Origin of the sequence: Streptomyces aurantiacus, from assembly GCF_001418335.1 — a bacterium.
Classification (GTDB): domain Bacteria; phylum Actinomycetota; class Actinomycetes; order Streptomycetales; family Streptomycetaceae; genus Streptomyces; species Streptomyces aurantiacus.
The window spans coordinates 1-23,226 of sequence record NZ_LIPP01000330.1; the positions used below are offsets into that span (position 1 = coordinate 1).

Annotated in this window: 18 protein-coding genes; 6 read left to right on the forward strand and 12 right to left on the reverse strand. The window is 69.9% G+C overall.

The window, feature by feature from the left end; all coding sequences use genetic code 11:
- From AOK01_RS33655 to AOK01_RS33675, 5 genes are all read right to left on the reverse strand, one after another.
- The coding region (locus tag AOK01_RS33655; RefSeq protein ID WP_055518399.1) for a S8 family peptidase at nt 1–2,835 on the reverse strand (2,835 nt) is incomplete at its 3' end.
- 152 nt (nt 2,836–2,987) lie between these two features.
- Nucleotides 2,988–3,671 carry an ABC transporter ATP-binding protein gene (locus AOK01_RS33660; RefSeq protein WP_055518401.1) on the reverse strand — a complete coding sequence of 228 codons (684 nt, stop codon included), beginning with the start codon at nt 3,669–3,671 and terminating at the stop codon, nt 2,988–2,990.
- Nucleotides 3,672–3,871: 200 nt separating this feature from the next.
- On the reverse strand, nt 3,872–5,353 hold the full coding sequence (locus AOK01_RS33665) for an ABC transporter permease (protein WP_055518403.1): 1,482 nt from the start codon (nt 5,351–5,353) through the stop codon (nt 3,872–3,874).
- A gap of 189 nt (nt 5,354–5,542) precedes the next feature.
- Complete coding sequence (locus tag AOK01_RS33670) at nt 5,543–6,808, reverse strand: L,D-transpeptidase (RefSeq protein ID WP_190850425.1); 1,266 nt, start codon at nt 6,806–6,808, stop codon at nt 5,543–5,545.
- Nucleotides 6,809–7,041: 233 nt separating this feature from the next.
- On the reverse strand, nt 7,042–7,389 hold the full coding sequence (locus tag AOK01_RS33675; protein ID WP_079103983.1) for a hypothetical protein: 348 nt from the start codon (nt 7,387–7,389) through the stop codon (nt 7,042–7,044).
- 110 nt (nt 7,390–7,499) lie between these two features.
- Here AOK01_RS33675 and AOK01_RS33680 point away from each other — a divergent pair, with 110 nt between their 5' ends.
- The 3 genes from AOK01_RS33680 to AOK01_RS33685 all read left to right on the forward strand — a co-directional run bounded on the left by AOK01_RS33680 (nt 7,500) and on the right by AOK01_RS33685 (nt 11,251).
- Nucleotides 7,500–7,889, forward strand: coding sequence for an LAETG motif-containing sortase-dependent surface protein (locus AOK01_RS33680; RefSeq protein ID WP_055518407.1), 390 nt, complete (start codon nt 7,500–7,502; stop codon nt 7,887–7,889).
- A gap of 840 nt (nt 7,890–8,729) precedes the next feature.
- Complete coding sequence (locus tag AOK01_RS43835; protein WP_157871595.1) at nt 8,730–9,062, forward strand: hypothetical protein; 333 nt, start codon at nt 8,730–8,732, stop codon at nt 9,060–9,062.
- Complete coding sequence (locus AOK01_RS33685; protein ID WP_055518408.1) at nt 9,059–11,251, forward strand: glycosyltransferase family 4 protein; 2,193 nt, start codon at nt 9,059–9,061, stop codon at nt 11,249–11,251. The genes AOK01_RS43835 and AOK01_RS33685 overlap by 4 nt, the downstream gene beginning before the upstream one ends.
- A 26-nt stretch (nt 11,252–11,277) precedes the next feature.
- On the opposite strand, the gene AOK01_RS33690 is transcribed toward AOK01_RS33685, so the two are convergent.
- The 4 genes from AOK01_RS33690 to AOK01_RS33705 form a co-directional block, all read right to left on the reverse strand.
- Nucleotides 11,278–12,915 carry a DEAD/DEAH box helicase gene (locus AOK01_RS33690; RefSeq protein WP_055518410.1) on the reverse strand — a complete coding sequence of 546 codons (1,638 nt, stop codon included), beginning with the start codon at nt 12,913–12,915 and terminating at the stop codon, nt 11,278–11,280.
- A 123-nt stretch (nt 12,916–13,038) separates the two neighbouring features.
- A complete protein-coding gene (locus tag AOK01_RS33695) occupies nt 13,039–13,242 on the reverse strand; it encodes a cold-shock protein (protein ID WP_003969786.1) in 204 nt (67 codons plus the stop codon).
- Between the two features lie 190 nt (nt 13,243–13,432).
- Nucleotides 13,433–14,971 carry a histidine ammonia-lyase gene (hutH, locus tag AOK01_RS33700; protein ID WP_055518412.1) on the reverse strand — a complete coding sequence of 513 codons (1,539 nt, stop codon included), beginning with the start codon at nt 14,969–14,971 and terminating at the stop codon, nt 13,433–13,435.
- Between the two features lie 156 nt (nt 14,972–15,127).
- Nucleotides 15,128–16,297 (reverse strand): GGDEF domain-containing protein, encoded by a 1,170-nt coding sequence (locus AOK01_RS33705; protein WP_055518414.1) that lies wholly within the window; start codon nt 16,295–16,297, stop codon nt 15,128–15,130.
- A gap of 138 nt (nt 16,298–16,435) precedes the next feature.
- Here AOK01_RS33705 and AOK01_RS33710 point away from each other — a divergent pair, with 138 nt between their 5' ends.
- Nucleotides 16,436–17,245, forward strand: a complete 810-nt coding sequence (locus tag AOK01_RS33710; protein WP_055518416.1) for an enoyl-CoA hydratase/isomerase family protein — start codon at nt 16,436–16,438, stop codon at nt 17,243–17,245.
- Nucleotides 17,246–17,392: 147 nt separating this feature from the next.
- Here the strand turns inward: AOK01_RS33710 and AOK01_RS33715 are convergent, their stop codons facing one another.
- Together AOK01_RS33715 and AOK01_RS33720 are read right to left on the reverse strand one after the other, a co-directional pair.
- Entirely contained in the window at nt 17,393–18,454 is a 1,062-nt protein-coding gene (locus AOK01_RS33715) for an adenylate/guanylate cyclase domain-containing protein (protein WP_055518433.1), read from the reverse strand.
- 480 nt (nt 18,455–18,934) lie between these two features.
- Complete coding sequence (locus tag AOK01_RS33720; RefSeq protein WP_055518417.1) at nt 18,935–19,837, reverse strand: biotin--[acetyl-CoA-carboxylase] ligase; 903 nt, start codon at nt 19,835–19,837, stop codon at nt 18,935–18,937.
- 205 nt (nt 19,838–20,042) lie between these two features.
- Between AOK01_RS33720 and AOK01_RS33725 the strand changes: the two genes are divergently transcribed.
- On the forward strand, nt 20,043–21,641 hold the full coding sequence (locus tag AOK01_RS33725; protein ID WP_055518419.1) for an acyl-CoA carboxylase subunit beta: 1,599 nt from the start codon (nt 20,043–20,045) through the stop codon (nt 21,639–21,641).
- 26 nt (nt 21,642–21,667) lie between these two features.
- The gene (locus tag AOK01_RS33730; protein ID WP_055518421.1) at nt 21,668–21,874 is read left to right on the forward strand and encodes an acyl-CoA carboxylase epsilon subunit; all 207 of its coding nucleotides are present in this window, start codon (nt 21,668–21,670) and stop codon (nt 21,872–21,874) included.
- A gap of 7 nt (nt 21,875–21,881) precedes the next feature.
- On the opposite strand, the gene AOK01_RS45670 is transcribed toward AOK01_RS33730, so the two are convergent.
- Nucleotides 21,882–22,565 carry a GDSL-type esterase/lipase family protein gene (locus AOK01_RS45670; protein WP_245702532.1) on the reverse strand — a complete coding sequence of 228 codons (684 nt, stop codon included), beginning with the start codon at nt 22,563–22,565 and terminating at the stop codon, nt 21,882–21,884.
- Nucleotides 22,566–23,226: the final 661 nt, after the last annotated feature.

Genomic DNA, 23,226 nt, shown 5'->3' on the forward strand with positions numbered 1-23,226 from the left:
GGTGGCCGACGAGTAGAGCGAGGAGCCGGCGTGGGTCTTGCCGTCGGCGAACAGCGGCAGGAAGCCGTAGATGCCGTTGCCCTCGCGGTAGATGCCGTAGTCCGAGCCGACGCGCGGCCCGAAGACGGCCGTGTTGAACGTCTTCTCGTACTTCTTGCCCGCCTTGAAGGTCTGCGAGTTGCCCAGCGAGTAGTAGGCCTCCAGCGTCGGGTAGCCGTCCGCGTCGAGGGCGCCGTGCTGCTCGAACTCGAAGCCCCACTTGACCTTGTCACCCGTCGACACGTACAGCGTCCGGGCGCCGGGCAGTTTCTGCTCGAAGCCTGCGCCGAAGGTGACGTCCGCCGGGAATTCGCCGATCGGGTAGAGCACGCCGGTCTTACCGGAGGCCGCCGCACCGAGGTTGTTCTTCACCGTGGCCAGTTCGCCGGCCTTGTAGTGGCGGACCTTGTCGCCCTGGAGGCGCTTGACCTCGGCCGTGGTCGCCACGTCGTACTCGGCGGTGGCCCCCTTGGTCCACTGGCCGCCCCAGGTCTGGGTCAGACCGGTGACGTCGCCGCCGAGGTGCGCCAGGCGCACGTCGGCGAACGATGCGCCGCCCACGCCGACGCTGAACTGCGCCGGGTCGAAGACGTAGGAGACCAGCGCGGACAGCGGCTTCGCGCCGGCGTCCGGCACCGTGATGTCGGCCGACTTGGTCGTACGGGCGTCAAGGGTCAGCGAGACGTCCTTGGTGACACTCAGCTTCGGCTGGACCACCCAGTCGAGGCCGCCCTCGAAGGTCTCGAAGTCCTTCAGGATCCAGGCGTCCAGCAGGTACGTACCCTTCGGCACCCGCATCGTCACCGTGCCGTCGCCCTCCGGCGCGGCGAAGTTCCGGCCCTTGGCCAGGCCCGCGTAGCCGATCAGGTCGGTGAGGTAGGCGGTCGCGGGCAGGCCGTCGCGGCCGATCTGCTTGAGCGTGACGTCGTACGACTCCGTCTCGCGCTGTACCGCCGCCGCCGTGCGGACGCTCTGGCCGCCGCCGGTCGCGGTCACGTACGCGGAGTAGGTGCCGTCGAGCGTGCCGCCCAGCCGGGTGTCGGCCGTGAGGTCGGCGGAGGCCGTGCCGCCCGCCGGGACGGTCAGCGTCCTGGCGCCGAGCGTGAAGAAGCCGGCCGGCGCGGCCTGCCCCTTCGGGTCGGTCGCCGTCACCGCGAGGCTCAGCGTGACGTCGGCCGTGCCGAGGTTCTTGTACGTGACCTTCTTGGTCGCCGGGGTGTCGTCGGTGTGCGGCCACTGCTGGATGCCGAAACTCACTGACGACGGGTCGGCGATCACGGTCTGCTTGATGGCCTTGTCGACCTGGACGCGGCCCGAACCCTGCTGGAACGGCGTGTACGTACCACCCTTGGCCGAGCCCGTCAGCGCGCTCTTCAGCTCGGTGTACGTCCAGTCGGGGTGCTGCTGCTTCAGGATCGCCGCGGCGCCCGCGACATGCGGGGTGGCCATCGACGTACCCGAGATGCTCACGTAACCGGCCGGGTTCTCACCGACCTCCTGGGCGATGACGCTGCCGGCCGCCGAGGCGGCCGTGATGTCCACACCGGGCGCGGTCACGTCGGGCTTGATCTGCCCGTCGAGGCCGGGGCCCGTACTGGAGAAGTCGGCCAGCTTGTCCGTGTCGTCGACGGCGCCCACGGTGAGCGCGGCCTCCGCGCTGCCCGGCGAGCCGATCGTCTGATCGCCGAACTCGCCGGAGTTGCCCGCGGCGATGGCGAAGAGGACGCCCTTCTCCTTGGACAACTTGTTGACCTGGGCCTCAAGCGGATCGATGTCGGGAGTGTCCCCGCCGCCCAGGCTGAGGTTGACGACGTCGGCGCCCTGCTCGGCCGCCCACTCCATGCCGGCGAGGATGCCGGAGTCGTCGCCGAAGCCGTTGTCGTCGAGCACCTTGCCGTTGAGCAGTTCGGCACCGGGCGCGACGCCCTTGTACTTGCCCGCGGCCTTGGCGCCCGTACCGGCCGCGATGGACGCGACATGCGTACCGTGGCCGTACTTGTCGCTCGCGTCGGCGGCAGCGGAGAAGTTCTTCTCCGCGACGACCTTGCCCTTGAGGTCCGGGTGGGTCGTGTCGACCCCGGTGTCCAGGACGGCGATCTTGACGCCCTTGCCGTCGTACCCGGCGGCCCAGGCCTTGTCGGCGCCGATCTGCTTGACGGACTTGTCGAGACTGGCCTTGCGGACCCCGTCGAGCCACACGTGGGCGATACCGGAGGCGGTCCTCGCGCCGCCGGACCGCGTGTCGGTGACCGCGGCCCACAGGTCGGGCGCGTCGTCCCTGGGTGTCAGTACCGCGTCCGCGTTCAGCGACGAGAGCGTCCTGCGGACCTTGGTGTCACCGGCGTCGCGGACGTCCGCCTTCGCCGCGGCGGCCGTGCCGCGGTAGCCGACGATCACCTTGAGGCCCTGCTTCTGGGACTTGCGGTTGACCGACTTGTTGAGCTCGGTCACGTCGAAGAGCCGCTGGTCGAGCTTGCCGTCGGCGATCAGCCGGGCGGCGTCGGCCGGCACGACTAGGGTGTGTCCGTCGGTCTTGCGTATCTGGACGGGTATCTTCTCGCGGCCCTTGGCCCGCTCCAGGCCGACGACACGACCCTTGGCGTCGACAACGACACGGTCGCCGGTGATCAGGGTGATGCGGTGCTTCGAAGTGGCCTGTACGGCCGAACCGCCCGCCGAGCCACCGGCCGTACGCTCAGCCGTGCTTCCGGCCTCCGCCGACGCCGGGCTGGTCATGCCCGCCGCCAGGGCCACGGCTGCCGCCGCGGCGATCGTGGCCGTGCACGCTCTTTTCATTTGTCTGCGCAAGTCTCCCCCTGGAGATCAGGTCCGGAATGAATCCCCTTCATCCGGCCGGGGGGCTCCTGTACGCATACGTACTCGCGCGCAGCCCCCCGGAATACTCAGTATGCCGGGGGGCGAACTGGTGCTCAATAGTGAGGCAGCAGTCAAGAGTTGGCGTTTTCCTTGACCGTGATCCTGCCCTTCCGGATCGTGGCGACCCTCGGGGCCTTCTTCGCGATGGCGGAATCGTGCGTGACCATGATGAAAGTGAGCCCGTACTCCTTCCACATGGTTTCGAGTACGTCCATGATCTCGTCGCGCATGGACTCGTCGAGGTTGCCGGTCGGTTCGTCGGCGAGCAGCACCTTGGGCTGCTTGACCAGGGCGCGGGCGATGGCGACGCGCTGTTGCTGACCGCCGGAGAGCTCGGCAGGGAGATGGCCGAGCCGCTCGGCGAGCCCGACGGACTCCAGTGCGGCGGCGGCCCTTTCCCGCCGTTCCTTCACCTTCACCTTCAGCGGTACGAGTGCCGTCTCGACATTCTCCTGGGCGGTAAGGGTGGGAATGAGGTTAAAGCTCTGGAAAACGAATCCGATGTTCTCGCTGCGCACATTCGTGAGCTTGGTCTCGGACAGTTTGGCGAGATCTGTTCCGTCGAGTTCGACGCTTCCGGAGGTGGGCCGGTCGAGGCCGCCGAGCATCTGGAGAAGGGTGGACTTTCCGCCGCCGGTGGGGCCCTGGATGACCAGGCGGTCGCCGTCGCCGATGGTCAGGTCGACGCCGGCCAGGGCGTCTACGGTCTCCTTGCCTCGCCGGTATTGCTTCGTCACGCTTTTCAGGTCGTACATGGGGCAACTCCTGGGGTTCGGCGTTGGGCTCCGCCGGTTGGCTCCGCCGGGTGGGATGGAGGGTGCGGGTCGGCTGTGGCTGGGTGCGCAGTTCCCCGCGCCCCTTCTGGGGGCGGGGCGCCGTGTCGCATGTGCGGGTTGTTCGTGGCTGAGCGCGCCGTTCCCCGCGCCCCTGAGGGCGCGAGGGCGGGGCTGCCGGGTTATTCGACTCGGCGTAGGGCGTCCGCCGGGCGTAGGCGGGAGGCTCGCCAGCCGCCGAAGGCGCCTGCTATCAGGCCGCCGGCCACCGCCAAGCCGACCGCCACCGCGATCGTGCTGAGGGCGACGGGCGCGCTGAGTGTCACGTCGAGGGCCTTGGACGCCGTCTGGCGGGCGCCGCCGCCCATACCTCCGCCGGGGCCACCACCGCTCCCCATGCCGCCCGCCCCGCCGCCCGTGGAGCCGACTTCGGCCTGGAGCGTCGGGCTGATCGCGGTGACGACGTACGCGCCGCCGAGGCCAAGCGCGATACCGAGGACGCCGCCGACGAGGCCGTTGACGACCGCCTCGCCGACGACCTGCCGGGTGACGCGGCCGGACTTCCAGCCGAGTGCCTTGAGCGTGCCGAACTCCCGTACGCGGCGGGAGACCGCCGACGAGGTGAGCAGGCCCGCGACCAGGAACGCGGCCACGAGCACCGCGATCGACAGCCACTTGCCCACGTTCGAGGCGAGGTCGGAGGCGGTCGACAGGGACCCGGAGACCGTGTCGGCGAGGTCGGCCGAGGTGGTGACCGTCGTACCCGAGATGTTCTTCTGGATGGTCGACTTGACGGCGTCGATCTGCTGCGAGTCGGACGCCTGGACGTAGATCGTGGTGACCTTGTTCTTGGAGTCGCTGAGCGTCTGCGCCTGCTTGAGCGGGATGTAGAGGTTGGCCGCCGCGTCACCGCTGTCGGGTGTCGCGATGCCGATGACCTTGTACTTGACGCTCTTGACGGTGACGGTGTCACCGAGGGCGAGCTTCTTCTCCTTGGCGTAGGACTTGTCCGCGACGACGACCTTCGCGTCGGTCTCGGAGGTCTTGAAGGTACGGCCGCTGGTGATCTTCGAGGAGGTCAGCGGGCCCAGCGCGGGCTTGGTGACGTCCGTGCCGTAGACCGTGTAGCTGTTGACGTCGAAGTTGGCGCCGCCGCCCTCGACGCGGCCCTGCGGGGACTGCTGGGCGTTTGGGCTGCCGCCCTGCTGGTTGCCGCCACCGCCGTTCTGCTGCTGGTCCTGCTGGAACTCGCCCCGCTGGAACTGGCCGCTGACCTTGACCACTTGGAGGCTGAGTCCGCCGACGGCGTCCGAGACACCCTGCTGCGTGTCGACCTTGGAGACCGTGCTCGACGCCAGGGTCTGGAAGCCCTGCACCACGACGCGGTCGCTGCTCTGCTCCTCCTCGGAGTCACTGTCCTGGGCGTCGAACTCGAAGCGCGGACGCTCACCCGTGCTCGACTGGGCCTGGGCCGCCTTGGTGACCGTCATGTCCGTACCCAGCCCGTACAGGGACTGGAGGACCTTGCCCTGAGCCTTCTCCATGCCGGACGACACGGAACTGACCACGATGACCAGGGCGATGCCCAGGGCGAGTCCGGAGGCGACGACGAGCGCCGCCTTTCTGCGGCGGCGCAGTTCGCGCCTCAGATAGGTGAAGAACATGGCCGCAAGGTATGGACGGCGCGTGATGACCGGATAAGGCCTGCATAAGAGAAGGATGAGAAGGCTGTGCGCCCCCTCAGAACGCTCTCCCGGAACGCCGTGCACCTGCTCCGGAACAACGCAGAACGCCGAGGGCGGCTGCTCGTGACGAGCAACCGCCCTCGGGGCAAGGAGTGTTGGAGTCAGGTGTCAGGCGGCCGAACCGGCCTTCCACGCCGCCCAGTCCAGGTTCCAGCCGTTGAGGCCGTTGTCCGGGGCGACGGTCTTGTCACCGGTGTTCCGCACGTCCACGACGTCACCGACGATCGAGTGGCTGTAGAACCAGCCACCGGGGCTGTTCGTGTCGCCCGCGCCCTTGGTGTCCGCCAGGCCCACACAGCCGTGGCTGGTGTTGACGCTGCCGAAGATGGACTTGGCGCCCCAGTAGTTGCCGTGGATGAACGTGCCCGAGTTCGACAGACGCATCGCGTGCGGTACGTCCTTGATGTCGTACTCGCCCTTGCCGTCGTCGTCCGTGAAGCCCACGGTCGCGCCGTTCATGCGGGTCTCCGTGAACTTCTCGGAGATCACCATCCGGCCCTCGTACGTCTTGTTCTCGGGCGAGCCGGCCGAGATCGGGATGGTCCTGATGGTCTTGCCGTCCTGCGTGACCTTCATGGTCTTGGTCTCCGCGTCGACGATCGAGACCTGGTTGCGGCCGATCTTGAAGGTGACCGTCTTCTGCTGCACGCCGTAGACGCCGGAGGCACCCTCGACGCCGTCGAGGTTCAGCTTCAGGGTGACGGTGGAGTTGCCCTTCCAGTAGTCCTCGGGGCGGAAGTCCAGGCGGTTGGCGTTGAACCAGTGGCCGACGACTTCCTGGCCGCTGGTGGACGAGACGGTGATGCCCTTCTGGACGTCCGCCTTGTTCGTGATCGCCTTGTCGAAGTTGATCGAGACCGGCATGCCGACGCCGACGGTGGAACCGTCCTCGGGCGTGAAGTTGCCGATGAAGCTGTTGGCCGGAGAGACCGTCGTGAACGACGCGTTCTCGTGGGCGGCGCGGCCGTCCGAGTCCTCGGCCGTCGCGGCGATCTTGTAGGCGGTGGCGCGCTCCAGCTGGCCGCTGGGCTTCCAGCTCTTCTTGTCCGCGGATATCTCGCCCTTGACCGCGGCGCCGTCCGCCGTCTTCATGGTCACTTCGCTCAGTGTGCCCTTGGTCACAGTGACCGCGGCGGCACTGTTGATGGAGGCGTTGTCGGAGCCGTCCTTGGGCGTGATCTTGATCTGGGCCTCGGACGTCTTCTTGGCCGCCGCCTCGTCGACCTTGGACTGCGAGGAACCGTCACCTTCACCCTGGGGGTCGTCGTCGCCCCCTCCGCTGCACGCGGAGAGCACCAGCACCCCACCGAGCAGTGCGGACGCGACCGACAGGCCCCTGCGCCGCTTACTGTCCGTCATCACACGCTTCTCCATCGTTGCCGAATCCCCGAAAACCCACATCCCGAAGACCCTGAAAATCCAAGAGTCCCCGTAAACACCTTCAACGCTACGACCGGTCCGTCCCGTCCCACATCCATCACGGGTGTGGGGCGCGCCACGTCGATCCACCGGGATACGCCTGGTGCGGGTTCGGTCACTGCGTCCTGTGAGACGACAGAACCCCGGGTGGCGGTTGCCGCCCGGGGTCACGATTCTCCCAAGCGGTGTCAGCCGGTCGCTTCTTCTTCGCCTTCGTCCGAGGCGCCATCATCCTCGTCCAGGTCCCAGTCCGGCGAATCGGGGTCGTAGTCGACCTGCTCGCTGCTCCACGAGGCCTGCGCGAGGTCGACCCCGGGCACGTCCGTGACCAGGTCGAACGGGTCGACGAGATACGCCAGCGCCTCGGCCGTGTCCTGCGTCACCGTGCTCTCGGCGTGGGCCCGCTCCTCGGCCGGGATCTCGGGGTCCGCGGCCATGCGCTCCAGGGCGGCCTTGGTGAGGGCGCTCTCGTCCTCGACCTCGATGACCAATTCGACGTGCAACCGCACAAAACGTGATGTCTCAGGTGTGCTCATATGTGGGAGCGTACGACTCCTGACCACCGTGACTTTCCCGTGACCCGCACCTTTCACTAACATCGCTCCGCACGGCCAATTCGCCAGCGTCACAAGGGGATCGATATTCCGTGTCCGCACGTCGATCGTTGCTGACCGCCACCGCCGCGGGGACCCTGCTGGGTGCCCTGTGGTTCGTTCCGTCCGCCAACGCCACGGACGACAAGCCCGCGGAGCACACCACCCGCACAACGACGACCACGACCACGGTGCTCAGGGCCGCGGCGCACACCTCCGCCGACAGCCCCGAGAAGGCCACCACCCAAATCTCCGACACGACCGAATCAACAGAAGAGACGAGGCAAACGGCCGACGGAACCTCCGCCGTCACCCACACCCGCCTGGCCGACACGGGAAGCTTCGACACGACCCCGTACGTGGCCGGCGGCACGCTGCTGCTGGGCGTGGGGGCGGGATTCGTGGTGTTCTCGGTACGCCGGGAGCGCTCGACCGCCTACTGAGCCCCTCGTCCGACCGGTCGACAGGGAATCCCGGCAAGTCGGGATTCCCTGCCGAGCGGAGCGGGCACATGGAGTGACGACCGAATGGACGGCGGTCCGGGATCGGCAGCCCGTCGGCGACGGTCACCGGCGGGCGACTGCCAACCAGCCTGACGTCGGCGACAACCCGCCGCATCACGCATCCCACGTCCACTGACGTTGCCGTCCACTACTGCCGTCAAACACCCCCAGCGGCCCCGCCAGAAGCAATTTGACGGGGCCGCTGCAGTATTCCAAAAACCCTGGGTCTCTGATCAGACACGCCAGGACAGACTCTGCGGACTCATCCAGAATGGCGACCACACGCCACGAATCGCAGATTATCGACGGAAGGCCAACTCAGCCTTCGGCACGACTGAGGGCCCGGAATAGAGAGTCCCATCCGACTCTCGATTCCCGAAATTTTGGCAGCGATTCAAACCGTAAATAGCGGACAAGTAGGGTGATGCAGCCCTCATCCACTTGACGAACTCTCAGCGAGAGCTTCATATTTGCTTTACCTTTGTGCCGCAGACCATTCGAACTTTCGCCACACCAACAGCCTGGTCAGTTACCGTTATCTCGGTACTGATCAGGGCAAATCGGGCTGCCGTCATGGCCATACGCCTACGCCGAGCGGGAAATGAGGACGAGTACACCCGTGTATCGCGTGACGGCGTGCACACAGTGGGCGTCGCCGTGACCGCGAGTCTTCCGGCACCGACGCCCACTGGAATGCGACGGATTCCCCGTGGCCGGGCATCGCCATTCTGTACGGCCGATACCGATACGAGGGCTCCGGGAGTTGACGACCCCGCCCCGATGTCTCGCGGAGAAGGAAGCGGACACGGAACGCAGCCCTTTTCCGTCGACTATCGGCTCAATTTCGATGCCGCCTGGCAGGTTCGACGAGCACATACGATTTTGGCCATTGGCTGGAATCCCAACATGACTGAATTCAACGTGTCGCTGTCCCCTGTCGTGTCGTCCTACCGCGCAGGGAACGACGGGGGGCACGACGCCGGCACGGCGAAGGACCGCAAGGTTCGCGACAGCGCGACGATCCTGGTGCGCTGCTGGATGTCGACGGTCCACCGGACCGCGTCCCGGCCTGGATCACCAACCACACTTTTCAGGCAGGACATCACCTCTTGAAGATCACTTTTCTGCTCCACAACGCCTATGCCATAGGCGGCACGGTCCGCTCCACGCTCAACCTGGCCGGCGCGCTCGCCGCGCGGAACGAGGTCGAGGTCGTCTCGGTCTTCCGCACCGAGGAGAAGCCTCTGCTCGGAGTGAGCGGCAACGTCCGCCTCGTCCCGCTCGTCGACGAGCGCCCCACCTCGCCGACGTTCGACGGCGCACATCCTCTCGCGGCCCGGCCCTCCCTGATCGTGCCGCCCACCGAGGTCCTCGCCCATCGCTACACGGAACTCACGGACGAGCGGTTACGCGGTTTCCTCGACGAGACCGACGCGGACGTCGTCGTCGCGACCCGCCCCGCGCTGGTCGTCTTCCTCGCCGAGCACGGCTCACCCCGCCGGCTTCGCATAGGGCAGGAGCACCTGTCCTACAACAATCACGTCCCCGGGGTCCGGGCGGCGCAGAACGACGCGATCGGGCATCTGGATGCCTTCGTGACCGTTTCGGCCCGGGACGCGGCGGATCACCGCGCACAGCTGCCCGGTCTGAAGACGCGTATCACCGACATCCCGAACGCCGCACCGAGGCCGAAAGCCGAACGCTCCGACGTGCGGGCGCCGCTGGTGGTCGCCGCCGGACGTCTGATGCCGGTCAAGCGGTACGACCTGCTCATAGACGCGTTCTCCGAGGTCGTCGCCGTGCGGCCCGAGTGGCGACTGCGGATCTACGGACAGGGACCGGAGCGCGCCGGCCTCCGCGCCGCCATCGACGCACACCGGCTGAACGACCACGTACTGCTCATGGGACCGCACACGACCATGGAGACGGAGTGGGCCAAGGCGTCCGTCGCCGCGGTGAGTTCGGACTGGGAGTCCTTCGGCATGACGATCCTGGAGGCCATGCACGCCGGCGTCCCCGTGGTCGCGACCGACTGCCCGCACGGGCCCGGCGAGATCATCACGCACGGATCCGACGGCCTGCTCGTGGAGCCGGGGGATCCGAAAGCGCTCGCCGCGGGGCTGCTGCGGCTGATCGAGGACGCCGACCAGCGGCGGTCCATGGGTGAGTTGGCCAGGGCAACCGCCCAGCGATTCTCGCCGCGGAAGATCGCGGCCGAGTACGAACTCCTGTTCGGCGAGTTGCTGGAGGCAAGGACCTCGCCAACTGCCAGGGCCGGGCGCCGCGTGCGCCGTATGTTCGGCACGCTGCTGCCCCACGACTCCCGCTCCCGTCGAACGGGGACAGAGGCGCCGCCTCTGCGCGCGAGCGCCACGGCCCCGTCGGCGGCCCCGGTCCCGGACGGCCTGCCACGCCCGCTGCGGCCGAGGGGCGGCTGCACCACCGACTCCACCGGCGGTGTTCGCGTGGCGGTGAACCCGTCAGGAGTGTCCGGTGACCGCCTCACTCTTGTACTGCGTCAACGGCACGGTGTCGACGAGGGACGCGTAGAAACCCGCGCTGAGGCCCGGGTCCCACTGGAGCGGCCGAGCGACATGAAATCACCCTGGACAGCGGACCTGGCCCACCGGCGGCTCTCCTTGCCGGAAGGCCGTTGGGACCTTTACGTCGAGCGGCCGAAGGACGGGGCGCTGCGTCGGCTCAGGGCCGGACTGGTCGAGCAGCGTGGCCTGCTGAGCGCCACCCCCGAAACGGGCGGAACCGGTGGGACCGGTGAGACCGGTGAGACCAGCGAGGCGTTCGCCTGGTGGATTCCGTATCCGACCAAGGACGGGTTTCTGGCTCTGAGAACCTTCCGCCGCTCCGCCCACGCGGAAGCCACAGCCCTGCAGACCGACGACGGTTCACCGTCCGGCTCGCTGTCCGGCTCGCTGTCCGTGCGGGGCATGCTCCACGGAGCCGCGCTCGGTCGGGGCGCGGCACTGCTGGGCGTCTCCCGCGACGGAACCGCACACGACTTCGAGACACCGGCGACGGCGTCCTTCGACGACGGACGGGCCTTCCAGGCCCGGATCACCTCCCTGTCGCGTCCAGGAGGTGTGGAGAAGTCACTGTGGGACCTGTTCATCCGCCCCGCCAGTGCCGCCGAACCGATACGCGTGGGGCGGATCGTCGGCGACATCGTGGACCGGAAGGGGACCGACAGACATCCGAGCACGGCACTGGGGGCGGCAGCGGACCGGCCGGTGCGGGCCCGCTTCTTCTTCACCGTCACCAACGACCTTGCGATCAGCGCGACATGATGCCTGGATCGGCGCGGCCTGACCTTCTAGGCCGACCTTCGGCCGCCGCCCTGTCCACCCCGCGTCCCGCGGTTGCCGGTACCGGCCGAACGCACTCCTGCGCCCGCGCCGCCGCGGCCACGCGTACCGCCGCCGACCCCGCCGCCCGACCGGGTACCGCCACCGGACCGCGCACCGGCCGCGGCAGCTCCTCGGCCACCACCACCGCCGCCACCGCGCCGCGCCCGGGGCTTGCCCTGTGACGGCTGGGCCGCCGTGGGTTCCGGTACGGGGATGACGACCGGGATGCCGGACGGCTCGCGCGCGCCGGTGATCCGTACGAGTTCGTCGTCGCTGGACTTGATGCGGGCCGTGTGCGGGCTGATCCCCGCGTTGACCATCAGCTGGGTCATGTCCCGCTTCTGCTCCGGCAGGACGAGCGTGACCACGCTGCCGGACTCCCCCGCGCGAGCGGTGCGCCCGCCCCGGTGGAGGTAGTCCTTGTGGTCGGCCGGCGGGTCGATGTTCACGACGAGGTCGAGGTCGTCGACGTGGATGCCGCGCGCCGCCACGTTGGTGGCCACCAGGGCGGTCACCAGACCCGTCTTGAACTGGTCGAGCGTGCGGTTGCGCTGCGGCTGGGAACGCCCGCCGTGCAGGGCCGAGGCGCGTACGCCGCTCGCGAGCAGCCGCTTGGTGAAGCGGTCCGCCGAGCGCTTGGTGTCGACGAAGAGGAGCACGCGCCCGTCACGGGCCGCGATCCGCATCGCGACGGCCTTCTTGTCCGTCTCGTCGGCGACGTGCAGCACGTGGTGCTCCATCGTCGTCACCGCGCCGGCCGAGGGGTCGACGGAGTGCACGACGGGGTCCGTGAGGAACATCCGTACGAGTTTGTCGATGTTCTTGTCCAGGGTCGCCGAGAACAGCATGCGCTGGCCGTCCGGCTCGACCTGGTTGAGGAGCGCCGTGACCTGGGGCATGAAGCCCATGTCGGCCATCTGGTCGGCCTCGTCGAGGACGGTGATCCCCACCCGTGCGAGGGTGCAGTCACCGCGGTCTATGAGGTCCTTGAGGCGTCCGGGCGTGGCGACGAGCACCTCGGCACCGCGCCGCAGCAGAGCGGACTGCTTGCCGATGGAGAGCCCGCCGACGACCGTCGCGAGCCGCAGGTTCACGGCCGTGGCGTACGGCGTCAGCGCGTCGGTGACCTGCTGCGCCAGTTCACGCGTGGGCACCAGGACCAGCGCGAGCGGCGCCTTGGACTCGGCGCGCCGGCCTGCCGTACGGGCGAGCAGCGCGAGGCCGAAGGCGAGGGTCTTGCCCGAACCGGTCCGGCCCCGGCCGAGGATGTCGCGCCCGGCGAGGGAGTTGGGCAGCGTCGCACCCTGGATCGGGAAGGGGTCGGTCACGCCCTGGGCGGTGAGGGTCTTGGTGAGCGCGGCCGGCATGTCCAGCGCGTCGAAGGACTCGACGGCGGGCAGCGCGGGCGTGAGCGTCTGCGGCAGGGTGAACTCGCGCGGCACGGTGGACTGCACCGACGGCTTCTTGCGTACGTTGCTGTTTCTGCCGCCGCCGTTGGCGGCAGCCGCCGGGCCCGCGCCGCGTGTGCCACGAGAGCCGCGGGTACCCCGGGAATTGGCCGGTCGCCCGCCGGTGGGTCGTTCAGGACGTTCGGATCGAGTCATGCTGGATCTGGAATTCCTTCCTGGGCCGCACGGTTTCCCGTGCTCTGGGCCACACGGACAACACAAGCCGGGGCCCACACCCCAAGGGTGCGGGCCCCGGCTCGCGTGATGCGCGTCCCGGAATTAGGCGGGGACGATGTTCTCCGCCTGGGGGCCCTTCTGGCCCTGCGTGACGTCGAAGGAGACCTTCTGGCCCTCCTGCAGCTCACGGAAGCCAGAGGTCGCGATGTTGGAGTAGTGGGCGAAGACGTCGGCGCCGCCGCCGTCCTGCTCGATGAAGCCGAAGCCCTTTTCGCTGTTGAACCACTTCACGGTGCCAGTAGCCATGTCATTTCTCCTTGGATAGGTGGCTCCCATCCGGAAATGACCGGACAAACAAAACGCGCCTGAGAGAGATTCCTTTCAGGCGCACAAAGTTAATGGGTACCAAAAACGTTTCGTTAAGAACCCTAGCATACGAGGAGGCGGGGCTGCTGTGACCGACACGACAGCCCCGCCCACGCGTAAAGGGGGCCTGTCAGGCCAGCGGGCCCGTCACGGTTTCCACCGTCGCGACCAGCCGGCCGGCGCGCACGAAGGCGTCCGCCGCGGCCAGGTCCGGGGCGAGGAAGCGGTCCGGTCCGGGGCCCGCCACTCCGGCGGCGCGGGCGGCGGTGATGGCCGCCTGTGAGGCGGGCGCCGGGGTCAGGCCCGTACGCAGTTCGAGGGCGCGCGTGGCGGCGTACAGCTCGATGGCGACGACGCGGGTCAGGTTGTCGACGGCGGTACGGAGCTTGCGGGCGGCCGACCAGCCCATCGAGACGTGGTCCTCCTGCATCGCGGAGGACGGGATGGAGTCGGCGGAGGCCGGGACGGCGAGCCGCTTCATCTCGCTGACCAGCGCCGCCTGGGTGTACTGGGCGATCATCAGGCCGGAGTCGACGCCCGGGTCGTCCGCGAGGAAGGGCGGCAGGCCGTGCGAGCGGTTCTTGTCGAGGAGCCGGTCCGTGCGCCGTTCGGCGATGGAGCCGAGGTCGGCGGCGGCGATGGCGAGGAAGTCAAGGACGTACGCGACCGGCGCCCCGTGGAAGTTGCCGTTCGACTCCACGCGGCCGTCGGACAGGACGACCGGGTTGTCCACGGCGGAGGCCAGCTCGCGGTCGGCGACCAGCCGGGCGTGGGCCATGGTGTCGCGCCCTGCGCCGGCGACCTGCGGGGCGCAGCGCACCGAGTACGCGTCCTGCACCCGCGGGGCGTCGTCCTGGTGGGAGCCGGTGAGTTCCGAACCCTTCAGCACGGCCAGCATGTTGGCGGCGCTGGCGCTCTGGCCGGGGTGCGGCCTGATGGCGTGCAGTTCGGGCGCGAGGACCTTGTCGGTGCCGAGGAGCGCCTCCAGGCTGAGGGCCGCGGTGATGTCGGCCGACTTGTAGAGGTTGTCGAGGTCGGCGAGGGCCATGATCAGCATGCCGAGCATGCCGTCGGTGCCGTTGAGGAGGGCCAGTCCTTCCTTCTCGCGCAGTTCGACGGGCTCGATGCCGTGCGCGGCGAGCAGTTCACCGGCCGGACGGAGGTCACCGTCGGGGCCTTCGGCGTCCCCCTCGCCCAGCAGCGTCAGGGCGCAGTGGGAGAGCGGCGCGAGGTCGCCGGAGCAGCCGAGCGAGCCGAACTCGTGGACGACCGGGGTGATGCCGGCGTTGAGGATGTCGGCCATGGTTTGCGCGACGGACGGGCGTACGCCGGTATGGCCGGAGCAGAGGGTCTTCAGCCGCAGGAACATCAGGGCCCTGACGACCTCGCGCTCGACGCGTGGCCCCATACCGGCGGCGTGCGACCGCACGATGTTGCGCTGCAGCCGGCCTCGCAGCTCCGGGCTGATGTGCCGGGTCGCGAGGGCTCCAAAACCGGTGGAGACCCCGTACACGGGCTCCGGTTTGGCCGCCAGCGCCTCCACGACCTCGCGGGCCGCGGCGAGCGCGGCGACCGCCTCGCCGGAGAGCTCGACCCGGGCGCCGCCACGCGCCACGGCGAGCACGTCGGACGCGGTGACCCCGGTCGTCCCCACCACCACAGTGTGCATATCCATATTCAGGAGCGTACGCAGTGAATGCGCCACTGTCACCACCGGCTACGGGGTTCGGTCCTTACCTGCAGCTTTCGCGAGAGAAGGGGCGCGGGGAACTGCGCGACAAGCCCCCACCGAACCCGCGGGCACTCACCACCCTCCCGGCGAAGCTCACCCGCGCCCACGGAACCTCCGACGTTCGCCCGCCGCAGGCGGTGGCGCGTCGGCGAGGCGCACCACCGGGTCGTCGGCGCCCTCGCGCCCGGCGATGACCGGCGCCGCGGACCGTACGGCCTTGGCCCGGTACTGAGCCGCGTCGGCAAGGCGGAAGAGGCGGCGGGCCGAGCGCACGGGCCCGAGCGGATACCCGGTCGAGGCGACCCCGCACGCGACCCCCTCGCCGAGTTCCAGCTCGGCGGCCCGGCGGCAGAGCTCGTCGGCGACGCGGACCACCTCGTCGGCGGCGGGGCCCACAGCGAGCAGGCAGAACTCGTCACCGCCGAGGCGGGCGGCGAGCGCGCCGGGAAGCATCGCGCCGCACAGGGACAGCACCGACCCGAAGCGCTCCAGGAGCCGGTCGCCGACGGCGTGGCCCTGGGTGTCGTTGACGCGCTTGAGTCCGTTGAGGTCGCACACGACGAGGCTCACGACCATGCCCCGGGTGCGGTGGCACTCGATGGCCTCGTCCAGGCGCATGTCCACGGCCCGCCGGTTGGCGAGGCCGGTGAGCGCGTCGGTGAAGGCGAGCCGGCGGGCCTCCTCCAGGCGTTCGGTCTGCGCGATCCCGGCGGCGACCACGGAGGCGAGGACGGTCGCGAAGTCGGCGTCGGCGCGGTCGAAGACGGGGGCGCCGACCGGGCGGGCGACGTACAGCTCGCCCCAGGCGCGTCCGTTCAGGACGATCGGCGCGACGACGCAGCAGCCGCGCCCGCGCCGCCTGAGCGCGGCGGCCCTCCCTCCGCCACCGCCGGAAGGCGCTTCCAGGTGGCAGCCCTCCGCGCGCCCGGCGACCGGCCCTTCCGCCGCCTCGACCCAGGCGTCGGTCTCGCCGCCGCCCACCCAGCGCTCGTGCAGGAACTCGGTGATCTCGGGGAACTGATGCACGGGGTACGCCTCCTGCTCCGGGAACTCCTCCTCGTCCCGGGTCCGCTCCCCCGTGTTCACCAGGACCCGCAGCCGCCCCAGCTCCCGCTCCCACACGGACAGCGCGGCGAAGGTCCCGCCCAGCGCCCGGCAGGCCCCGGCCGCCGCCGCGCGCCACGACTCGCGCGGGGTGTGCGCGGCGGCCATGCCCTGCGCCAGCTCCACCACGGCTCTCAGCCGCACATCGCCACCGTCCATCACCCCAGGTTAGGTAGTTTTGTATGACTTTGGGACGCCGACGCGACGAAGGGGAGCCCGGGGCAGGCCTTTCCCCCGGGGCGGCCGGCTGGAATGATCGGGCCACGGAAGTTAACCCACGTTAACCAGGAGAGTGGCATGGCGGAGCAGGGCGCGGAGCGGCGGTTCGGGGAGTACGTGGCGGTGCGGCGCCACGCGTCGTACGTCGCGGAGCTCACCCTCGACCGGCCCAAGGCCATGAACGCCGTGTCGTCCGAGATGGCCCGCTCGATCAGCGCGGCGTGCGAGGCACTGGCCGCCGACCGGGACGTACGGGCGGTGGTGCTGACCTCCACCCACGAACGGGCCTTCTGCGTCGGCGCCGACCTCAAGGAGCGCAACTCCCTCACGGACGCCGAGCTGGTCCGGCAGCGCCCGGTCGCACGGGCCGCGTACACCGGTGTGCTGGAGCTCCCGATGCCCACCGTGGCCGCCGTGCACGGCTTCGCGCTGGGCGGCGGCTTCGAGCTGGCGCTGGCCTGCGACCTGATCGTGGCGGACGGCACGGCCGTGGTGGGCCTGCCCGAGGTGTCGGTCGGCGTCATCCCCGGGGGCGGCGGTACGCAGCTGCTGCCGCGCCGGGTGGGGGCGGCGCGGGCGGCGGAGCTGATCTTCTCGGCGCGGCGGGTGGCGGCCGTGGAGGCGCGGGAGCTGGGTCTTGTGGACAGCCTGGTCGCCGACGGTGAGGACCGCACGGAGGCGCTTGCGCTGGCCGGGCGCATCGCCGGCAACTCGCCCGTGGGGCTGCGGGCCGCTAAGCGGGCGCTGCGGCTCGGGCACGGGCTCGATCTCCGCGCCGGCCTGGAGATCGAGGACGCGGCGTGGCGTTCGGTCGCCTTCTCCGGGGACCGGTCGGAGGGGGTGGCGGCGTTCAACGAGAAGCGCGCCCCGCAGTGGCCCGGGGAGTAGTGACTCAGGGGCTCCGCCCCCGAACCCCCGCTGCGCAGTGCCCCGCGCCCCTAGGTGCCTAGGCACTTAGGGGCGCGGGGAACTGCGCGACCAGCCCCCACCGGCCCGCAGCCAAAACCCGCACAACCAGCGGAGCTACCGGCGGAGCTACCGGCGGCTCATCAGCCACGGTTCGACCACGCCCAGCCCCCGAACCGCCCGCTGCCACATCGGCTGAAGCGCGAAGCGGTACGCCGGTGGCTCCTCGCCCTCCTTCTCCGCGGCGGCGGCCTCCTCCGCGGCCTCGGCCTCGGAAGCGGGCGCGTCGCCCGTACGGGTGAGCTCCTCCGCGAAGGCCCCGTCGACCAGGACCGCGTCCTTGGGAGCTATCGAGGTCAGCCGGGACGCGAGGTTCACGGTCGTACCGAACACATCGCCCATGCGTGTGGTCACCGTGCCGAAGGCGATGCCCACCCGCAGTTCGGGCATCGTCTCGTCGTTGGCCATCGTCTCGATCAGGCGCAGCGCGATCTCGGCGGCGACACCCGCGTCGTCGGCCGCGTACAGCACCTCGTCGCCCAGGGTCTTGACGAGCCGCCCCCCGTGCGCGGCGACCAGGTCGGCGGCGGTGGTCTCGAAGGCCTCCACGAGCTCGCCGAGTTCCTCCTCCTCCATCCGCCGGGTCAGCCGCGTGAAGCCGACGAGGTCGGCGAAGCCGACGGCCAGGCGCCGGTCCACCATCTCCTCGTCGTCCGCGGCCTGCACGACACGGCCGGTCGCGGCGGCGAGCTGGCGCCGCCAGACGTAGACGATGAACTCCTCCAGCTCGGGCAGCAGCAGTTCGATGAGGGGGTACGTGACCTCGGTGCGCGTCATGCCCGGTTCCGGCGGCTCGGTGAGGCCCTCCAGGAAGGAGTCGATCTGCCACTCGGCCAGCCGGGCGGTGGTCTGGCCGGTGGAGCGCGCCACCTGGACCGCCATCGCCTCGCTGAGCAGCCCGGCCTCGACGAGACCGGCAAGGCGGCGCAGGGCCAGTACGTCCGCCTCGGTGAGCGCCTTGGCCTGGCCGATGTCGGCGAAACCCATGGCCCGCCAGAAACGGGACGCCAGTTCCATGGAGACACCCGCGCTGCGGGCCGCCTGGAAGGGGGTGTAGCGCCGCTCGGCGCCGAGGATGAGCTGTTCGAGCCGGAGCGCCAGCGGGTCGTCGCCGGACTCGACAGATTCCACGGACTCGGAGTCGACAGAGTCGGCGGCGGGCCGACCGGTACGGCCGTCCTGCAGCTCCGCCCGGCCTCGCCTGTCCGTCGGGTCGGCGGCACGGATCCCGCGGTCCTGCGCGTCCACTGGGTCCTGTTCCTCTTCCTCTTCCTCCACACGCGCGTGTGCCTCGGCGCGGTCGACCCGCGCGGCCGCCGTCTCGGCGACAGGCCCCCGGGTACGCCCCGGCTCACCGTCGGAGGCGGGGCCACCCGTGTCCGAACCGCTGTCGTCGACCGTCACGCCTGCTGCCCTTCCGATCTGCCGCGGTCAGGTATCGACCGGCCTCAACTCTACGGCAGGTGTGCTGTGGCTCACTCCGTACGCGCACGTCCGTCGGGCCGCTCCCTGTCGTACGGGCCGGATGCGCCCCTTGCTCACCACCAGCACGAACGGGCGCACGAACCGGCGGACGAACCGCGTCCCCTTCCGGGGCCGTCCGTCACTGCGTCACTCGTCCCCCGGGAACCCTGGGGACCCTGGAGATCCCGCCGGACGCAGGTGCACGATGTCCCCGGCTCCGACGGGCCGCTGTACGCCCTCCGCGGTACCCAGGACCAGCCGTCCGTCGCCGTCGACGGCGACCGCCTCGCCCGTGATCGACTTCCCTCCGGGCAGCTCGGCCCTGACCTCCCGCCCGAGCGTCGCGCAGGCCGCGGCGTAGGTGTCCTGGAGACCGGACGCGGCCGGGTCCCCTCCCACACTCCGCCACTTCTCGAACCACTGTTCGAAAGACCGCAGGACCGTCCGCAGGATCGTGTCCCGGTCCGTGGTCGTCGCTCCCGCGAGGGCGAGCGATCCGGCGCCCGGCACGGGCAGCTCGTCCGCGCGCAGCGTGACGTTGATGCCGACGCCGACGACGACCGCTTCGGGTCCTGCCCGTTCGGCGAGGATGCCGCCCGCCTTGCGCTCCGCGCCCTCCACCGTCACCAGCAGATCGTTGGGCCACTTCAGCGCGATGTCCACGCCGGCCGAGCGGGAGAGCCCCGTCGCCATCGCGACCCCGGTGAGCAGCGGCAGCCAGCCCCACCGCTCGACGGGGACCCCGGCGGGTTTCAGCAGGACGGAGAAGAAGAGGCCGGAGCGGGCGGGCGCGGTCCACCGCCGGTCGAGGCGCCCCCGCCCGGCGTCCTGCTCCTCGGCGACCAGGACCGCGCCCTCCTCCGCCTTGCCGTCCGTGGCGAGGGCGACGAGGTCGGAGTTGGTGGAACCGGTACGGGCCACCACCTGGACGTCGGACCACAGGCCGCCCTCCCGCACGAGCGCCCGGCGCAGCGCCACGGCGTTGAGTGGCGGACGGTCCAGGTCGGACCACCGATTGCGGTTGGGGTCTGAGTCATCTCGCGGCGTCATGCAACCCACCCTAGGTGTGGTAAACGCCGCACTGCCGAACGGTAGGCACACCACTACGCTACGGATGAGTAGCCGTCCCCTCCCCTGAGTTTCCTGAGCCCTTTCTCCCGAATCCTTATCTCCCGAATCCTTTCTTCCGAGTCCTTCAGCTCTTTGAGCACCTCACTCTCACGTCCCCACTGAGCAGGCAGGGAGCCGCATCCCGATGTCCGAGCCGGAACAGCAGCACGAGATCGACATCCACACCACCGCGGGCAAGCTCGCGGATCTGCGGCGCCGCATCGACGAGGCGACGCACGCCGGCTCGGCACGTGCCGTCGAAAAACAGCACGCCAAGGGCAAGTTGACGGCTCGGGAGCGGATCGAGCTGCTGCTGGACGAGACCTCCTTCGTCGAGTTCGACGAGTTCGCGCAGCACCGCTCGACGGACTTCGGCCTGGAGCACAACCGCCCGTACGGGGACGGGGTCGTGACCGGTTACGGCACGGTGGACGGCCGCCCGGTCGCCGTGTTCTCGCAGGACTTCACGGTCTTCGGCGGCGCACTCGGCGAGGTCTACGGCCAGAAGATCATGAAGGTGATGGACTTCGCGCTGAAGACCGGCTGTCCGGTCATCGGCATCAACGACTCGGGCGGCGCCCGCATCCAGGAGGGCGTCGCGGCGCTCGGCATGTACGGCGAGATCTTCCGCCGCAACACCCACGCCTCCGGCGTGATCCCGCAGATCAGCCTGGTCGTCGGACCGTGTGCGGGCGGCGCCGTCTACTCCCCCGCCATCACCGACTTCACGGTGATGGTCGACCAGACCTCGCACATGTTCATCACCGGACCCGACGTCATCAAGACCGTCACCGGCGAGGACGTCGGCTTCGAGGAACTGGGCGGCGCACGCACCCACAACGCGACCTCGGGCGTGGCCCATCACATGGCGGGCGACGAGAAGGATGCGATCGAGTACGTCAAGTCGCTGCTCTCCTACCTCCCGTCGAACAACCTCAGCGAGCCGCCCGCCTTCCCCGAGGAGGCGGACCTCGCCGTCACGGACGAGGACCGCGAACTCGACACGCTGATCCCGGACAGCGCGAACCAGCCGTACGACATGCACACGGTGATCGAACACGTCCTGGACGACGCCGAGTTCTTCGAGACGCAGCCGCTGTTCGCGCCGAACATCCTCACCGGTTTCGGCCGGGTGGAGGGCCGCCCGGTGGGCATCGTCGCCAACCAGCCGATGCAGTTCGCCGGCTGCCTGGACATCGACGCGAGCGAGAAGGCCGCCCGCTTCGTGCGCACCTGCGACGCCTTCAACGTCCCGGTCCTCACCTTCGTGGACGTGCCCGGCTTCCTGCCGGGCGTCGACCAGGAACACACCGGCATCATCCGCCGCGGCGCCAAACTCATCTACGCGTACGCGGAGGCCACGGTCCCCCTGATCACGGTCATCACCCGCAAGGCCTTCGGCGGCGCCTACGACGTCATGGGCTCCAAGCACCTGGGCGCGGACCTCAACCTCGCCTGGCCGACCGCCCAGATCGCCGTGATGGGCGCGCAGGGCGCGGTGAACATCCTGCACCGGCGCACCATCGCGGCAACCCCCGACAGCGAGCAGGAAGCCACCCGGGCCCGCCTGATCCGGGAGTACGAGGACACCCTCCTCAACCCCTACACGGCGGCCGAACGCGGTTACGTCGACGCGGTGATCCTGCCGTCCGACACCCGCTCCCACGTCGTACGCGGCCTGCGGTCCCTGCGCACCAAGCGCGAGTCCCTGCCGCCGAAGAAGCACGGCAACATCCCCCTGTAGAACGCCGGACGAGAACGGGAGCGGTCATGATCAAGGTCGTACGGGGCAACCCGACTCCGGAGGAGCTGGCCGCCGCACTGGCGGTGGTCCGGGCCCGCGCCGCGGCGGTGACAACGGCCCCGTCCGGCGCGGGCGAGGAAAAGGACGCGTGGTCCGACCCGTCCCGCGTGGCCCAGAACCGCCTGCCGGCCCCGGGCCCAAGGGCGTGGGCCCACAGCTTCTGGCCCCGGTGAGCGGCTTTTAGGGGCGCGGGGAACTGCGCGCCCAGCCACGACGCACCCGCGGTCGAAGAACGGCAGCAACAACCTCGGCCATCACCTCGTACCCCGCATCGTTCGGGTGCAGGTGATCACCGAAGTCGTACGCGGCGCTCAACGCGCACAACGCGTCCGACCCGCCGGTCCCGCCGGTCCCGCCGGTCCCGGCCAGGGCCCGGTGGAGGTCGGCCACCGCGTCGTACTCCCCCGAGCGGCGAATCCAGTCGTTCAACTCGTGGCTCACCTTCGCCGCCCGCTCCCCCCAGTGGTCGGACCCGCCGAAGGGCAGCAGGGTCGCGCCGACGACCCGTATCCGCCGGGCACGCGCCTGCCGGATCAACTCCCGGTGTCCGGCGATGAGTTCCCCCACTTCGACGCGCGGCGCGGGCCGATACGTCGGCTGGTCGTCCGTCTCGCTGAAGCCGATGTCGTTGAGGCCGAGGAGAACGACCAGGGTGTCGACGCCGGCTTGGCCGAGCACGTCCCGTGCCAGCCGGTGGACGCCCTTCTCCCCGTACCAGGCCGAGTCGTTGAGCAGCAGGTTGCCGCCGATGCCCGCGTTGAGCACGGGCCGCCCGGTGCGTGCGGCGAGCGCGTCGGACCACCTGCGGTTCGCGCCCGGCGTGGACCCGAACCCGTCGGTGATCGAGTCGCCGAAGAGCGCCACGCCGTCCGTGCGCCCGGCGGAGACGTCGACGCCGGACAGGAAGTACCAGGACTCGGTGGCCTCGCCGAAGTCCGCGCCCCCGGTGTCCGCCAGGAGGTCCCCCGCACCCCGGTAACTGGTCGCGAAGGCCTGCGCGTGAAGGTGGCGGGCCCGGTGACGGCATCGAGGTACAGCGTGACGGTCACCGATTCCCCTGCTTCCACGGGGAGTCCGGCCGCGTCGCCGACGATCTCCGCGCGCGCCGGGATCTCGGCGGACGAGGCCCCGTCGAAGGTGAGCCGCCGGACCGAGCCGGGCTGGACGGCGGCGCCGAGGGCCGTACCGGCGAGAGCCGTACGGGCGAGGGTCGCGCCCGCGATCCGCAGCGGCGAGGTCCCGTACACGTTCGAGAGGCGGATCCGGACGCGGTCGCCGCCCGCGGTGAGGCGGACGGCCTGGCGCAGGGAGTGGCGCCAGAAGCCCTCCTGCGACCAGTTGGGGGTGAAGCCCGTGCTGGGCGGTTGCGGAGAGGCGGTCCAAGCGGTGGTGAACACGGCACTTCCCTTCCTAACGGGGCTATGGTCCCCTTAGTGGCGGAGAGAACGGTAACAGGAGGCGGCCACCTAAAGGAACCGTGGACCCATTTACTCAAGATGAGTACGCGTACTCAGGCGTCCGGAAC